Annotated in this window: 22 protein-coding genes; all 22 read right to left on the bottom strand. The window is 46.2% G+C overall.

From position 1 onward, the window contains the following. Positions 1 to 207: 207 nt before the first annotated feature. The 22 genes from A7981_RS05630 to A7981_RS05530 all read right to left on the bottom strand — a co-directional run bounded on the left by A7981_RS05630 (position 208) and on the right by A7981_RS05530 (position 14013). Positions 208 to 630, bottom strand: coding sequence for a DUF3310 domain-containing protein (locus A7981_RS05630; protein ID WP_217234059.1), 423 nt, complete (start codon positions 628 to 630; stop codon positions 208 to 210). Continuing rightward, positions 597 to 1433, bottom strand: coding sequence for a hypothetical protein (locus A7981_RS05625; RefSeq protein WP_256365548.1), 837 nt, complete (start codon positions 1431 to 1433; stop codon positions 597 to 599). The genes A7981_RS05630 and A7981_RS05625 overlap by 34 nt, the downstream gene beginning before the upstream one ends. Positions 1434 to 1630: 197 nt before the next feature. After that, positions 1631 to 1861 (bottom strand): hypothetical protein, encoded by a 231-nt coding sequence (locus tag A7981_RS05620; protein WP_067265173.1) that lies wholly within the window; start codon positions 1859 to 1861, stop codon positions 1631 to 1633. Next, positions 1858 to 2115 (bottom strand): hypothetical protein, encoded by a 258-nt coding sequence (locus A7981_RS05615; RefSeq protein WP_067265171.1) that lies wholly within the window; start codon positions 2113 to 2115, stop codon positions 1858 to 1860. Before A7981_RS05615 ends, A7981_RS05620 begins: the two co-directional genes overlap by 4 nt. Beyond that, on the bottom strand, positions 2109 to 2705 hold the full coding sequence (locus tag A7981_RS05610) for a hypothetical protein (protein ID WP_067265168.1): 597 nt from the start codon (positions 2703 to 2705) through the stop codon (positions 2109 to 2111). Before A7981_RS05610 ends, A7981_RS05615 begins: the two co-directional genes overlap by 7 nt. A 121-nt stretch (positions 2706 to 2826) precedes the next feature. Further along, positions 2827 to 3159, bottom strand: coding sequence for a hypothetical protein (locus A7981_RS05605; RefSeq protein WP_067265164.1), 333 nt, complete (start codon positions 3157 to 3159; stop codon positions 2827 to 2829). Between the two features lie 2 nt (positions 3160 to 3161). Continuing rightward, positions 3162 to 3386, bottom strand: a complete 225-nt coding sequence (locus A7981_RS12065) for a hypothetical protein (RefSeq protein WP_067265162.1) — start codon at positions 3384 to 3386, stop codon at positions 3162 to 3164. After that, positions 3386 to 5269, bottom strand: a complete 1884-nt coding sequence (locus A7981_RS05595; protein WP_165595541.1) for a DNA polymerase — start codon at positions 5267 to 5269, stop codon at positions 3386 to 3388. The genes A7981_RS12065 and A7981_RS05595 overlap by 1 nt, the downstream gene beginning before the upstream one ends. A gap of 147 nt (positions 5270 to 5416) precedes the next feature. Further along, positions 5417 to 5923: an RNA ligase family protein gene (locus tag A7981_RS05590; protein ID WP_067265159.1), complete on the bottom strand. Its 507-nt coding sequence runs from the start codon at positions 5921 to 5923 to the stop codon at positions 5417 to 5419. Then, positions 5924 to 7558: a toprim domain-containing protein gene (locus tag A7981_RS05585; protein WP_082889215.1), complete on the bottom strand. Its 1635-nt coding sequence runs from the start codon at positions 7556 to 7558 to the stop codon at positions 5924 to 5926. Further along, the gene (locus A7981_RS05580; RefSeq protein WP_067265156.1) at positions 7558 to 7758 is read right to left on the bottom strand and encodes a hypothetical protein; all 201 of its coding nucleotides are present in this window, start codon (positions 7756 to 7758) and stop codon (positions 7558 to 7560) included. The genes A7981_RS05585 and A7981_RS05580 overlap by 1 nt, the downstream gene beginning before the upstream one ends. Further along, entirely contained in the window at positions 7758 to 8225 is a 468-nt protein-coding gene (locus A7981_RS05575) for a helix-turn-helix domain-containing protein (protein WP_067265153.1), read from the bottom strand. Before A7981_RS05575 ends, A7981_RS05580 begins: the two co-directional genes overlap by 1 nt. Positions 8226 to 8313: 88 nt before the next feature. After that, complete coding sequence (locus A7981_RS05570; protein ID WP_131800939.1) at positions 8314 to 8634, bottom strand: hypothetical protein; 321 nt, start codon at positions 8632 to 8634, stop codon at positions 8314 to 8316. Further along, positions 8631 to 9107, bottom strand: a complete 477-nt coding sequence (locus A7981_RS05565) for a hypothetical protein (protein WP_067265147.1) — start codon at positions 9105 to 9107, stop codon at positions 8631 to 8633. Before A7981_RS05565 ends, A7981_RS05570 begins: the two co-directional genes overlap by 4 nt. A gap of 8 nt (positions 9108 to 9115) precedes the next feature. Continuing rightward, positions 9116 to 9556: an N-acetylmuramoyl-L-alanine amidase gene (locus tag A7981_RS05560; RefSeq protein WP_067265145.1), complete on the bottom strand. Its 441-nt coding sequence runs from the start codon at positions 9554 to 9556 to the stop codon at positions 9116 to 9118. Next, complete coding sequence (locus A7981_RS05555; protein WP_067265143.1) at positions 9556 to 9753, bottom strand: hypothetical protein; 198 nt, start codon at positions 9751 to 9753, stop codon at positions 9556 to 9558. Before A7981_RS05555 ends, A7981_RS05560 begins: the two co-directional genes overlap by 1 nt. Then, a complete protein-coding gene (locus A7981_RS05550; RefSeq protein ID WP_067265141.1) occupies positions 9750 to 10187 on the bottom strand; it encodes an endodeoxyribonuclease in 438 nt (145 codons plus the stop codon). The genes A7981_RS05555 and A7981_RS05550 overlap by 4 nt, the downstream gene beginning before the upstream one ends. Further along, the gene (locus A7981_RS05545) at positions 10159 to 10839 is read right to left on the bottom strand and encodes an ssDNA-binding protein (RefSeq protein ID WP_067265138.1); all 681 of its coding nucleotides are present in this window, start codon (positions 10837 to 10839) and stop codon (positions 10159 to 10161) included. Before A7981_RS05545 ends, A7981_RS05550 begins: the two co-directional genes overlap by 29 nt. Before the next feature lie 11 nt (positions 10840 to 10850). Beyond that, complete coding sequence (locus tag A7981_RS12060) at positions 10851 to 11000, bottom strand: hypothetical protein (RefSeq protein WP_165595540.1); 150 nt, start codon at positions 10998 to 11000, stop codon at positions 10851 to 10853. After that, a complete protein-coding gene (locus tag A7981_RS05540; RefSeq protein ID WP_067265134.1) occupies positions 10997 to 11215 on the bottom strand; it encodes a hypothetical protein in 219 nt (72 codons plus the stop codon). The genes A7981_RS12060 and A7981_RS05540 overlap by 4 nt, the downstream gene beginning before the upstream one ends. Continuing rightward, on the bottom strand, positions 11215 to 11484 hold the full coding sequence (locus A7981_RS05535) for a hypothetical protein (RefSeq protein ID WP_067265132.1): 270 nt from the start codon (positions 11482 to 11484) through the stop codon (positions 11215 to 11217). Before A7981_RS05535 ends, A7981_RS05540 begins: the two co-directional genes overlap by 1 nt. A gap of 114 nt (positions 11485 to 11598) precedes the next feature. Next, positions 11599 to 14013 (bottom strand): DNA-directed RNA polymerase, encoded by a 2415-nt coding sequence (locus A7981_RS05530; RefSeq protein WP_067265129.1) that lies wholly within the window; start codon positions 14011 to 14013, stop codon positions 11599 to 11601. Positions 14014 to 14172 lie beyond the last annotated feature (159 nt).

Here is a 14172-nt window from a genome sequence, read left to right as displayed (position 1 = left end):
CACTAGGGGGTTTAGTCCTTAGTAGGTCTCCGGTGTGGGGATTGGTGTTACTCAAGATTTAAGGGTTACTGCGAGGGTACAAATTGAAGCGCCTACCCAATACATCACGTCATGAGGTTTACCCTCTACAGCCCAACGAATTGCACTGACAAGGAATAAACCAATAAGGATGTAATTAAATAAGCGTGGGTTTAGGAACCACTCCACCTACTCAGTACCGTTCTGCCGTTCCAACTCAATCAACAACTCAAGGAAGTGTTTAGCTTTCTCCAAGTCTTTAATCCCATTCTTGTTGCGCCAGCGAGACACATACTTGATGACACTGCCTTCAGCAAAGGGGATGTTGTTTGCGTGGATGTATTCCACAGGTTGAATCTTTAGGTTCTTGTAGTGAGTGCCTGATACTTGTACGTCAAGAGCTGAGGGTGCTGCTTTAGGTGTAGGCTCAGGTGTTAACTTGGAGACATATTCTTCAAGGGATACACCGTTAGGAATAGCGCTTACAGCTTTGAATGTCATACGTTCAGCTAGTTCAGGAATACTCAAACTGTTTGTGTCGTATGCATCCTCAAGACCACGATAAGCTGTATGTTGAGCTACTTCGTTGTCTGTGGCTTTACGGGGTTCCAATAAATAACTTCCTTTGTTTTAAAATCGTAGTCGGTATGTCGCAGGATTCTTGCAACACGGGCTTGAGTGATTGCGTCATATTCAGTAAGTCCCTTCCATTCGTAGAGAGACACTATGCCTTCCCATAGGCTAGGCGCTGGTGCTTGCTCATAGCGAACTTCAGTAGTTCCTTTGCGCTTTCCTCTTTGGAACTCGTATTCATAAGGAACCATTAGGAACGGACTATCGAGCATTTCAATAGCCCCCTTATCGCCAACATCAGGACACCCTTTGTACCCATCTGTGGTATCACCTGTGATGGTTTGGTACATGTGGAATCTATCCGCAGCTTCAGGAGTAATGAGGCGTGGCTTCTTGTCTTTCTTTGGGTTGAATAGCCATCCGGGAATCGTCTTCATATCCTTGTCTTCAGATACGATGATCTTTTTTCCAGCGATCAACTTAGGGTGCGTACTCAAGATACCCATAACGTCATCTGCCTCTAGTGTTTCCTTACGGTAGCTAGGGTAGTTCTCGAATAGGTAATCCTTGAGTGGGTACAGAAGCTCAGGACGTATGGAGTTCTTACGGTGTTGTTTGTAGCTAGGGAGAACCTTCTTACGCCAGTTGTAATTGTCGTCAGATAGGCAGATTAGAAAGTCGTCAGCTTCAGTCCTTAGAAGTAGATCATCAAGTTCAGATTGAATGTCTTTCTTGATAGCTTCAAAGTCATCGTTGACTATGTGAGAGGTTACGCCCTCACCCCAATCATATCTTTTCTCATTAGCTGAGGCGGTTCTATAAGCTAGAATGTCCGCATCAATTAAGAGTGTTGTGGTTATGCTTTCTCCTTGAGGATTCCTACAGCGTAGCCTTTGGGTAAATCTTTACAGACCGCTACTGCGTCTCTGTATTCTCTGTAGGTTATTACTCGTGAACCGCCCTTATCAGTTGTAAGAGGATTCCCGTTTTTATCAATGATGATGTACTGCATTTACTTCCTATTTAATATCCTGCTAATTCAGTGAATAGAACACACCATGCGCCCTACTAGGTACGAAACCCCAATAGCAGCTACCGTAAAACCTAGGACTAAAGGAGCTAGCCACGCCCAAGCTACGAGACCAATAATGGCAGCTAAGGTTACTGCGCCTATGATCGTCTGGATAAACACATCAGGTGTGTATTCGTAAGGCGGGATAGAATCAAGATCATGCTTAATGTTTTCTAAATCCGGTACTGGAAAGCTCACTTCTTGTCTCCTTCAAAGGTTAACCATAGCTTCACTGCTTTAAGTTTTGCTTGGTCGGCATGGAATGAAGTGATAAACCCTAAGGCTCTGTCACTGTTCAATGGCGTGTGAATACACTCGGCTTTCAATCGACCTGTATCAGTGATCTCCAGTAGCTTGTAGACACGTACCACAATGGCTGTGTTGTAGAGGGGTAAGGAGTAAGCGAAGGTATCCCCCGCTTTAAGTTCGTTACCTAAAATATCCTCTACCAACGGTAGCTACCTCCTACTCCCACGAAGGCATCACCATCTGTGTACGCTGAAGCGGATAAGCCCCAGTGAATACGTTTGGTTTGTATAAGGTCGAGGCGATAATTCGCTCTTCCAACTGGGCTAACCCCAAGTCCTTGAGTTCCGCGTTTGAATCCGTAGTCGATTGTGAACTGCCCTCTGGTTTCAGTAGCGAACCAAGGGTCTGCTGCACTTGATACATAAGCCGTTGTTGTTCCAGTTTGAGTATCCAATACTGAAGTGACGACTTGCCTAGACTCCGAGCTGCTAAGAATACTGGAGCTTGTGACGGATTTTGCAGCATCATCAAGTACATCCTTTGGTAGTGCGATATTTGCCTTGGCCTCGGAGCTATAAGCCTTGATCGTTCTATTAGGGGTGGTAAGTGGTACGTCAATTGTTTTGGCATGTTTAACCTCAGGATTAACTATGGCGATTTGTGGTGTAGCTGTAGGTGCTGGCAATGGGTGGTTGCATTGCGTCATAACCAAGAAGGCTAGACTTGCTACAGCAATCCCGATCAAACCTTGCCACGCTTTAACCTGCTCTTTGGTGTCTTCAACGAAACTCATAAAGTACCTCGTGCTAATAAAAGTGTTAGGCCAGTAATTGCTACAGCCATAATGAAAGTGAATACGATTCCCTGAGCAAACCCTTCGGCATACTCAGCTACGTACTTATCGTTTTGATTCATTAGATGAGGACTTCGGCAGCTATCAACTTGTGAGTGTCGGCATTGAAAGTCAGCTTAAGATTGTCGGAGATGTCGCTAAACTCATAGGCTCTCCCGCTTCGGATACCCCAACTTTTAAGACCCGGCCTAGTGCGGCTTGAAGGTACTTCAGCAAACCCAGTAACTCTCGTGTATAGCACCGTGTGGTTAGGCTTGATACGGTACTCAAAGTCATCAAGAAAATTAGGAGCCGATATGTCTGTCCAATCAGAGCCTATGTTATTTCTATACTGAATCTCGGCTCCGTCAGCCCAAGCCTTAATTAGACGCGCATGTTTACGTGGTGTTGTCATCGTTATTCCTTCAGGTGTTTGGTTTTAGTGAATACTTCATGGAGACCCTTAGGGGTAGGCCTCCAGATATTCCCGAAGCCACCCTTAGAAGTCTTTGTGGTGATGAACCCTTCGCTTGCACAAAGGGCTACTGTTACTGCGTTGTCACGGTAGAAGTTGGACTGAAGGGTGAACCCTCCCTCCCAAGCTCTAGCGATTACTTCCACTTCTTTACTGCTGCATTTCATTAGTGAGTTTCTTTCCAGTTGGTACCGACTTTGTATTCACCTGTAAGGGGACACTTGAAGTCATAGAACTCACCTGATTCTTTAATGGCTTGAACAGCTAGGCGACCAACTTCATCAGCGATCTCAGGAATACAAGCTATCTGCCATTCATCATGGATGTTTGCCATGAACTCATAGTCAACACCCGGTACCCACCAGACCTTCAGTGAGTCATCGAGTATTACTAAGGCTCGCTTCATAATGATTGCCCCTGCGGATTGCAGGAGAGTGTTGAGTGCAGCGTGAGCAGAGCGGATAGGTATAGCTCTCTCATCGAGACCTTTAATCCAGCCCTTCTTCTTAGCTGCTTTCTGAACAGCCTGAATGAGTTTGCCGATAGCTGGAATACGGTTAGTGAAGTTATCCTTCGCTTCCCTACCCTGCCGCCTAGCTTTGGTACCCTTGGAGTTGTATAAGGTGACACCTATCTTTTCGTCACCAGCTCCATAGAGGAACGCATAGATGAATGTCTTAGCGGTATCACGACTGTCAATGCCTAAGGCTTTCTGGTTAACGGTATGAATATCAGTACCGTCTTCATTGCGCCCTTCGCATACAGTGATGATGTACTTACCACCATCCCACTTAGCCATGTATCCTGCTAAGGCTCGAAGCTCTAGGCCTGAGGCATCAGCCCCAACCATGACCATTCCTTTAGGAGCTTCAAAGAGTTCGCGGCAATCAGCGCCATACAAACCTTCATCACCCCAAAGGACTTCACCATTCTTGTTCTTCTTAACAGCAGGTACTTGAGCAAGGTTCGGCTCGGAGTGTGTCATTCGGGAAGTGACAGCGCCCATGGTGTTAAGGCGGCAGTACAGCCTTCCGTCCTTCTCTTTCTTCAGCCACGCTTGATTACCCTCAGCTAACTGAGAGATTCGCTTATCGACTAAGAAGTATTCCTGTAGGACTTTGGCTTGGGGATATACGAGACTTTCAAGTACAGTTTCGTTGATCTCAGGCTTCCCACTATTGGTGAACTCTTTAGGTTGCCACCCGAATAACTTAGTCAGACGGTTAGCAATGTGGTCACGGGATCCCGGATTAAATTCTAAGAGCTTAACTTTGGTATATGGGACACCATCGGTGTAGTCCATAGTCTTGTAGTAGTACCCTACTTGCTTCTTCTCTTTACCCTTGCCTTCGTAAAGAGGACGCTTATAGTCAAGACCTAGCTCTTCTACTTGGGTGCGGCGACTGCCCTTACCTTCAGAGGTCTTACCGTCACGCACATAGAAAGGCTTAAAGACTTCCTTACATGCGCCTTCAAGTTCTATCTTTCGTTTGGATAGCTTGACGTATAGTGCCGCTGCTTTAACTACATTGAATGGGAAACCGAACTTCTCTTGTCGAGTGATAATCCATCTAACATCATGTTCAAGGCGTAAGGCGCTAGGGCTGCATTGTTTCGTCAGGAGGTGTAGATATAGGACACCTAAGGTGTGAACGTCTTGCTCACAATAGTCTTCCATCGGAAGGTTCCAACTCTCGAAACCACCGTCATAGTCAGCCTTGTGTTCGCCTAGTCGTTGACCCCATGCTTTCAATGAGTGTCGTTTAACTAGGGCTTTATCTAACTTACCTGCTAGGACTAGCTTCTGGTCTTTGTCATAGGTGTCAGGGTAGATTAGTCGAGCCATGACTAACGTATCTAGGACACGTTTGTCGTCTATCTTAATATTGGGGTACAGCTTACGGAGTACAGGTACATCAAACTCAATAGCGTTATGGGCTATGATTATCTCAGCGTCTTCTAAACGCTTAAGGCCGACCGCTAGTGGAATACCTCCCGGCTGATCGTTGTACCTTACTGTCTCCTTTGTATTTACATTCTTGATTACCAAGCAATGTAGTTCAGTGCTTTGTTCTAGGTATCCGTTGGTTTCGGTATCGAACAGTAGGACTTCCAGAGAGGTGATTCCTTTACAAAAAGAAAGCCCCACACCAGAGTTGTTCCGGCATGAGGCTTGAGGGGAGATTACTATGGAGAATTACTTGTCTAGGATTACCTTGTAGCGCTGGCGGGTGAGTTGACTAAATACGACAACACCTTCAACACGCATGAATCCCGGAGCTGCTTTAGAACCGTTAGTGGATAAGTCCTGAAGTACCTCATCTAAATCTACTGGAGAGAAGTTACCAAGTAGCGGCACCACACTTACACAATCAGGACGGTTAGGGTTGTCAGGATTCCAGCGGACTACATCGAATAAGCTGAAATGTTTACCAGCCTTATCATAGCCTCGTTGAATACCATTACCCCACCATTCTCCGTAGTGATAACCTTCTCCTAACTTCAGCAACTCATCCTTGTGTGCGTAAGCCCATCGAGCGAATCCGTAGTTGTCATCTTCAGGAGTTATAAATTTGTTACGAGACTGACAGGCAAACTCACCGTCTTGAATTACGATACAAGCATTGGTACCGTCAATCTTTTCTGTCACCCAGTATCTTTCGTTAGAAAGCCTTGGTGTTTTAGGCCATGCCTTAAATTCCAATCAGAACATTTCCTCTTCAGTATCAGACGATGAGTCCCCGAACAGCTCAGGCTCTAGGTACTTATCAGTCTTAGGGTTGTATGTAATTTCAAAGCGGCCTACGTTTCCATACTCGCGGTCTTTAAGTAATACGAATGTGGACACATTGCGTTCATCCTCAGGTAGCTCAGGGTCTTTGTTACGCTCGATACCAAACATGTAGTGACCGAAGCGCATAAGCCCTCGCGAACCTGTGAACTGAGACTCAAGTACCTTACCGCCACGCTCATGGCTTGCGCCTGTAGCTGGTGGATTAAGATGCGAGAAGCCGTACAGTGTGAAGTCCAACTCTTGTAGAAGTCCGGCCATTTCTTTAGCGATACGATTTACTTCATCGTTAGCTTCAGAGGACGGAAGGTGTGCAACCATTACTGTGAGGTTGTCTAGGAAAATATCCTTGACCCCACAACTGACTACCATGTATCTGATAGCTGCCTTAATGGAGTCCCAATCGGTTCCGCTGGTGGGATGATTGTAGAGGTACACCTTATTGTCTAAGTCTTGGATAGCTGCTGTGAGTTCAGCTTGAGACCAATCACCGTCAGGCCTATGGAAAGCCTTGCCTGTGAACTTACCTGCAATACCTTTGAGGGTACGGCCTAAGGGTTGCTCCAACATGAACACACCTACAGCTAGTCCTAGTTTATTCACTAGCCATGACTGTAGTTCCTGCGCCCAGTTGGTCTTACCTATACCGACACCAGCGCCCAAGTAATAGGCTGTCCTTCGTTGAATACCAAAGGTTAGTGCAGTGAGTGTAGCCCAAGGCCAAGGCAATCCCATTTCAGGAGCCTTGATTGCTACATCGAATACGTCCATGACAGACAAGACAGCTTCAGGCCGATAGACCCTAGCATCCCATATCGCTTGTACTACTTCAGACCCTCGGTTAGCCAGTAGCATTTCGTTGGCATCCTTGAGGGGAAGCCTAGCTACCTTACATTTACCGGGAGTGAATAACGGGGCGCACTCTTCTACTGCAAGATTACCGGGTTCGTCATTGTCGAACATCAGTATGATCTCTTCGTATTGCTCAAGCCATTGGAGTTCTTGAGAGAGTGACTTCTTAGCACCCTGCGCTCCCTTAGGTAGAGAAACTACAGGCCACTTGTTGCTTTGTAATTGGGAGACAGTAAGTGCATCAATCTCACCTTCAGTGATTACGATTTTCTTACCACCGTCACGCCATAGGTGTTGACCATAGAGGCCTGAGGTTTTCCCATCACCTAAGAACGTGAAGTCCTTATCCGGGAAGCGTACCTTCTGAGCTATACGGGCATTGCCTTTAACGTAGTTAGCTATCTGGACAGGCCGACCATTGAAGGTACCTGTTTCATAGCCCCACTTCTTAACTGTTTCTAACGTGATGCCACGCTTCAGGAGAGGTTTATATTCTCCATCCCTAATGAGACCCTTAGCCTTGGCTTCGGATTTATCTAGGGTTACTTCTGATTGTTTGCCATCAGGAAACTCATGGTAGCCACAGCCCATACTAAAGCAATGTGCGCCCCCATCCGCATAACGGGCGAGAGCGTCACTGCTGCTGCATTTAGGACAAGGCTCTTTGGCTATGTACTCTGCATCAGATTCAGCCATTAAGATTGTGGCATGAACCCTGTGTGTACTAGCTTCTGGTGGGTACGGTAGCTAAGGCTAGCATTCCAGCAGCGTTTAGGTTTGTACTGACCGGAACCTTTGGTAAGGCTACGGATGATACGATCACCCAAGGGAGCTACTAAAGCTGGCACTGGGATACGGGCAAAGGCTAGACGCATAGTGGTATTGAGTACGACCATTAAGCAATCACCTCAAACTCGAAGGACAACAGGAAGTGCCTACCTTCAATCGTATCAAAGGTTGCATATACGGCACCGTCAGAGTCAACTTCAACGACCGTTCCTTGATCTCCTGATTCGTACTCTTCCATAGCTACGGGGTCAGTCACACGAATAGTTGCACCTACACGTAACACTGGGGGTACTACTTCAGTTGCTAGGGGTAGTGTCTGCTGTGGTTCGGCTACAAGTTTAGCTTCATGGGCTGGACTACCTACCAACGTGTAACGCGCATAGCGTTGACCTGTAGGGTCTTTCTTAAGCTCACGGGAGATTGCATACCCTGCATCTTTCAAGTCGCAGATACGACGAGGCAATGAGCGCATCTTGTAAACGGTATCAGCTTCAGCACTAGAGATACTTCCGTGTTTCTGAAGGTGTGTTAATAAGGTTTGAACCTGAGGTGATAATTTGTTTGTGTTTGTCATGCTTACACTCTCCTAAAAAGGTAGTAGTTGTATAAAAGAAAAACCCGCACGAGGCGGGTCTTAACTTAGCGAGGGTATTAGCCTAGGGTTATTTGAGGCCGAAAGATTCTTTCAACTTCTCGGATAACATTTCAGCAGCTTGGGCTTCGTTATCAGCTTCAGCGATCTTGTCATCAATGTAGTCTTCGATAGCGTCTTCAGCATCTACTACTAAGTTGTAGAGATACTCAGCCGCACGATCAATGAAGGAGTACAGTGTGATAGCAATGGAGTTAACCTTATCGCCAACTGCTGCCAATACAATGATCTCTTTAGTTTGCTTGTTAGCAATCTTATCGAGGCGGTCAACGGTCTTCTGGAAGGAAGCCATTACGCCTGTGACGTTAAGAGCGAAAGGGTTTAGTCTCATAGGAAGTCCTTAAGTGTTTTGTCAGAGCGCTCATACCCCGCCGAATTAGCGTAATCTGCCATTTCTTCTGCGCTTTTAAAGACTGTACCACCGCCAAAATTGCAAGATGAGCGGCACAAACTTAGATAGCCCTTACCTAAGCTACCTACGATCACTCTATCTTCACCGTAGAAATTAAAGATAGCACCTGCAAAAATCTCTTCAGGTTGAATACACTTAGCTTTAGCTACCCATGCTTGAGCATCTTTAAGTTTGGCTTCTAGGAATAAGACAACTTCTTCTGGAGTGGCAAGACGAACGTTGCCAACCATAGGCCAGCCATGCCAAGTCTTGAATTGGATTTTAGGATAAGGACGATGGTCGATATCAGTTACTACACCCATTTCACCTTCTTTGTAGCTGCCATAGTTAGCACCTCCAAGTGCTACCACAATGCTACCTACGTCGAACACCTGCTTTGTTGTTGGATTCATTTGTTTGTTTAGTCCTTATGTTTTAACCACCAAGGCTTCACGTCGAAGCAAGGGCAGTCTTTCTTTACGTTTGGAAAATCTCTGTGTCCTTGGACGGTAGCCTTAGGGAATTTCAGAGAGAGGTCTTTGAGCAAAGCGGACAGAGCATTGAATTGTGCTGGTGTAAAGTTGTTCTCAGGTTTAAGGTCTTTATCTACGCCACCCACTAGGCAAATACCTAATGACTGTGAGTTGTACCCCTCAACGTGCGCTCCAACTTCCGTCAGGTCACGTCCCTTTTCGACTGTACCGTTACGCCGTATAACGAAGTGGTATCCAATCTTTAGGAACCCACGCTTACGGTGCATCACATCAATGTCTGCTGCTGTTAAATCTGTTTTGGTTTGAGTTGCGGAACAATGTACTGCGAGGTACTTCACCGCCTCAGGAGTGAGGGGCTTAGATGCCATTACAAAATCAAACTCAGCTTGCTATGGAGTGTGTCAGACACCTGTTCAACTTCAGTCATTGATGCCACGTTATTGCAGTACCGATGTGGCGGTATGAAATGGCTGATATTCACAAGCTCTCTTAGACGGAGAGCGTCTGTGATGCTTAAGGTAATCTTTACATTTCCTTTGGCTGTCTTCTTGACCTTTAAAGTCATGACTTACCTTTCTCTTGGAGCCACGCCTCAGGTATCTTTTTGTCCGCATAAAGGAAGCCCTTAGACTCACACCACATGGCATAAGAAGTCTTAGAAGTCTTGCTTATCTTGGTCTTGGAGCTACTGAATACGAATCGAATGTCGAGGTGTGGATGTTGTTGTTTAACTAGGATGTGTTTCTTACGGTCTTCCGAAAGGAAACGACCTTTGGTTTCAACGATGATGCCGTTATGTAACAGGACAAAATCAGGTGTGTATTTATGTTTAGACTCAGGCTTGGTGTACTCAATGACTAGCTCTTCATAGGTGTACCCCACTCCGCGAAGAGTGAGGTCTTGTCCTGTGGTTTCTTCTAGTCCTGAGCGGTACCCTTCAGCGATTGCTCGACTACGGATACCAAACTTTTTAGAACTGATCGTCTTCCTCGTCTTCATCAGGAGCTTCGGCACTAGACTCGTTACCGAAACCTGAATCATTGTCAGGAGCTTCATACTCGTACTCAGCATCTTCATCAGCGCCGAAGCCGTGGTTAGAACCACCGCCTGTAACTAACTTGATAATCTGAGCAGCATTGAGGTACAGCTTCACGCCAACACCGAAGTTTGAATCGTATGCAGACGGTGTGTAGTTAACCTTGATGATTGAACCACCGTACACATTGACGCGACCCTTGATTACGTTACCTTTACCATCGACAAGTGTAGGCTTACGTTGCAGCACTTCCTTTGTCTTAGGGTCAATGAACGTAGCCTTCATGGTGAAGTTGAAACGGACATTACCTGTCTCGTTACCGTCCTCATCCAGTTCAATAACGTAAGGAGAGTTGCGGACAATATCTGTCTTCTTACCCTTAACGATCTTGAAGGTCTTACCCTTGTTGTCAGCGATAGCTTTAGCAAAGGCAGCATCGACACGAGCGTCAAGGTCTGCCATTAAGTCTGAAGCATCATCAATGGATAACAGGAGGCCAGTGTTGTACTCGCCATCCTTGTTGTATTTTGTATCTGGTACAGTTAAGCGTGGATATACTGCTGAACCCTTAGGGGACAGTAAGCGTTCGCGCTTTGGTTTTGAATCTTCAGCCATGTGGAATGTCCTTAGTCGGCGTTAGTGTTGTAAAACTTATTTTCTTCAGCATCAATGTCGATACCTTCAGCGTTCATTTCAGCGAACAACTCAAGCGGTAGCTGCTCATCGTTGCCCCAAAAGGAACGCGCTCTCATTACTAGGTGGTCACGGTAGTTCATGCTGCCACCGCCTTTCCACCAGCTACGCCACGTCCCCAAGGTGCGTACTTGTTACGCTCATAAGCTCGGTGATCTGGTAACTGTTTGTTCTTACCAACGTTACGGAGATACTCAGGCTTCTGGTTTCCTGAAGGGACAACTGAACCGACCGCCAAAAGTGCGACGATATGTAATAGGCTTTGAATTAGAGGGTGTCTTGATTTAGTTGAGTACATTATTTAAGTTCCAATCGAATGTAGTCCCTAAGAGCTTTCACCTCGGCGTGGTAATACTTGTCCGCGTCTTTGATGATTAAGTCAGCTCGTGATAAGAGGCTAGAAATAGAAAGGCCGTACTCCTCAGATAACAGCTTGAAGAGTACGGCTATGGCGTTTACTTGCATTTCCCTAGAAAGGTCTTGAAGGGAGTCGATTGTTCTGAACGCTGCTACAGCTACAGCATGTGCCGCAGTTGAGTTCAGTTTGTCGGTATTCAATTTCGGCAACAGGTCTCCTTGTGCTTTGAGGTTTACGGTTCTTATTCCAACAGTGGGGGTTTATCCCCCTCCTGCTGAAAAGTCCTTGTTATTCAAGGGAATTTAATTACTTAGGGAATACATTTAGGCAAAGAAATACTTACTGTCTCTTACGCCTTCTAAGTCCAGAGTGCCGGAGGTCGGCGGTTTAGGTAGCTCATCCATAAGTTCGGGTGGTAGTTGTGTCCTGAGGTTCTCAATGAATCCAGCTAATACATCACCGGAGTATTGGTCTATGAATGCCTCCCTTAAGTTAACTGAGAGGCGCTCTGCATCAGCAGCATGGGTACCATACGAATCATGAATCATTGCTAGGCTGGTGATACCATCATCCACACAGCGATCAATCGTTAGTACCAAGTGAGAGGCATCTAATGAGTGAACGAAGTTAGGAGCGATACCTTGTGCTTGCTTACGGGAGTCAAGCTCATCACTCTCCACCTGTAGCATGAGCTTAGTGCGGACACCGCAAATAACAGTGTCAACACGATTCCCAATCTGCTTACGATAGTCTTGAGCGACAAGGAATCCACTAGGTGTAGTCCAGTGAATAGGTAGGCCACCCTTAGCTGCAATCTTGGCTACTTCCTTCAGCCAATCCATAGCTTCCTTAGCCTTCACTACCACGTTACCAATAGCATCCTCCATGACACCAGCTAGGAAGGTAGCATTGCGGAAGTCATCACCTTGAAGGTACGGCTCTGACTTGCCCTCGTTTAGTTTGTCCAGCTCTGCAATAATCTGGTCACTAAATCCATATCGACCTGCACCATAAGGTAAGGTCATGGTTGGGCGTTTAGCAATACCTCTAGTAATCTTTCCGCGCCAGTGTACGGCCTCTTCTACTTTGTTTAAGGCAAAGCCCTCAACGATAAGCGTAGCTGCCCTTGCAACCTCAGCATATATGTCTGAAGGTGTATCACTAGGGATAAGGTTGGTAGCTTTACCCCCTACTTCATCCTTAAGCATGGCTGAGAAGTTCTGAAGACCATTGCATGACCCATCCCAAGACACTGAGATATGAGATACATAGTTAGAACCCTGAAGTGAGTACCCTAACCACTCAAAGCAAAACGCTAGGAATTGGTAAGGACTATCCTGTTCAGCCCAAAAGCGTTGACCATCGAGAGGTGATAAAGCACTGTCTATGATCTCGGTGTGGTGTTCTTCAACCCACTGTACCCTATCCTCAAAGCTCACCTTATCAACACCAGCGCAGTTAGCACCATGAACAGCTAACCAGAATGCTCCGTTGTCACCTAAGGCTTTACCTTCAGAGAACTGTAGTAGTGCCTTACCTGAATCATCTGACTGAGGATTAAGATACGCTGCTACTGGGTACACACGGCCTCGCCAATCCATTACATGAGGGAAGTACATAACGTCATACTGGGAGAACTCATCAGCGATTCGCAGCTTATGACCCATGACCCTACGCTTACCACGTAGCTGCTGATTAGCGTTATACACTTCAGCGGCCTTACGTTTCCACTCACGGTGTGCCTCAGGGTTAGCTTCAGGGTCGGTATAGGATTGAGCTGGAAGAGGTAAGTCATCCCTTGGTGGGAGACCACCCAACATACCACCACTAGCCCATACCTCAGTCATCACTGAGTGAACAGCCTTATTGATTCTCCATCCAGTGTTCTGCAAAGCGTTGATAGCCTTGTAGACCTTAGGCATATCCCAGTTCTTCAGCTCTTCAATAAAGTTACGATTCCTAGCACGTACCAAAGGATAGCTTAAGGCACGAGTCATGTAGCCACCATTGTATGGCTGCTGCCATTCTCTAGGAGGCACAACCATAGGCATGTTGACTGGATTGAGCAGCTCGCACTTAGCGTGGGACTTCTCTAGCCATTCCTGAATGTGTGGTGTAGGCAGGATGTATATAGGCGTGTCATTACGCCCTTCTGTAGCACGAGTCAGGACGATGTACCCTGTGACCTGCTCCAAAAGACGTATGAGGTGTAGTCCTAATGCTAGCTTCTCTGAACGTCCCCACTTGATCGTATCAATCTTAGCTTTGTTCTGAGCATTACGCATTATGACGTGCTGATAGTGACCATTGCCTGAACCATTCTTAATCTTATTGAGTAACCGAGAGTAAACCTTAGGTTCTTTCTCTTTAATCAAGTCGAAGTTAAGAGTGTCCTCAAGCATGGTAGCTATCGTCATTGCAGCACCTTGTACAGGCTTCTCTTGCCCCTTTGCACTCACAGCATTGATACACACCTTAGCAGTGAGGTACGCTACTGTCTGTGGTGGAAACTGAGTCAAGAACTTAGCCCTACCTATATCTCTGCCCGGACGACCTGAGTTAGCTTCTTCAGCGAATGCCTTAATAGCATCTGCCAGTGGGACTATAGCTTCCCTTATGAGCTTCATACCCGGTGTCTTCTGAGCTTCCCCTTGTGCTTCTAATCCCTTTCTATATCTATCAATCCCTAAGCCAACTGCGTTAGCCTCTAATTCTAATTGTCGTTCATGTAAGTTCATTACAACTATTCCCTATGTTATAGATACAGACAAAAGAAAGCCCCTACAGGGTTGAACCTGAAGAGGCTAAAATAAACTTACTACTTTGGGTTAAACCTTAGGTAACACCTTAAGTAACACTTAAAGTATTAACACTATGATTCTCTCCTGTAGTGGGTG

Origin of the sequence: Methylovorus sp. MM2 (genome assembly GCF_001648895.1) — a bacterium.
GTDB lineage: Bacteria > Pseudomonadota > Gammaproteobacteria > Burkholderiales > Methylophilaceae > MM1.
Note: the sequence above shows the minus strand (reverse complement) of the source record. Positions and strands in the feature narration are given on the sequence as shown.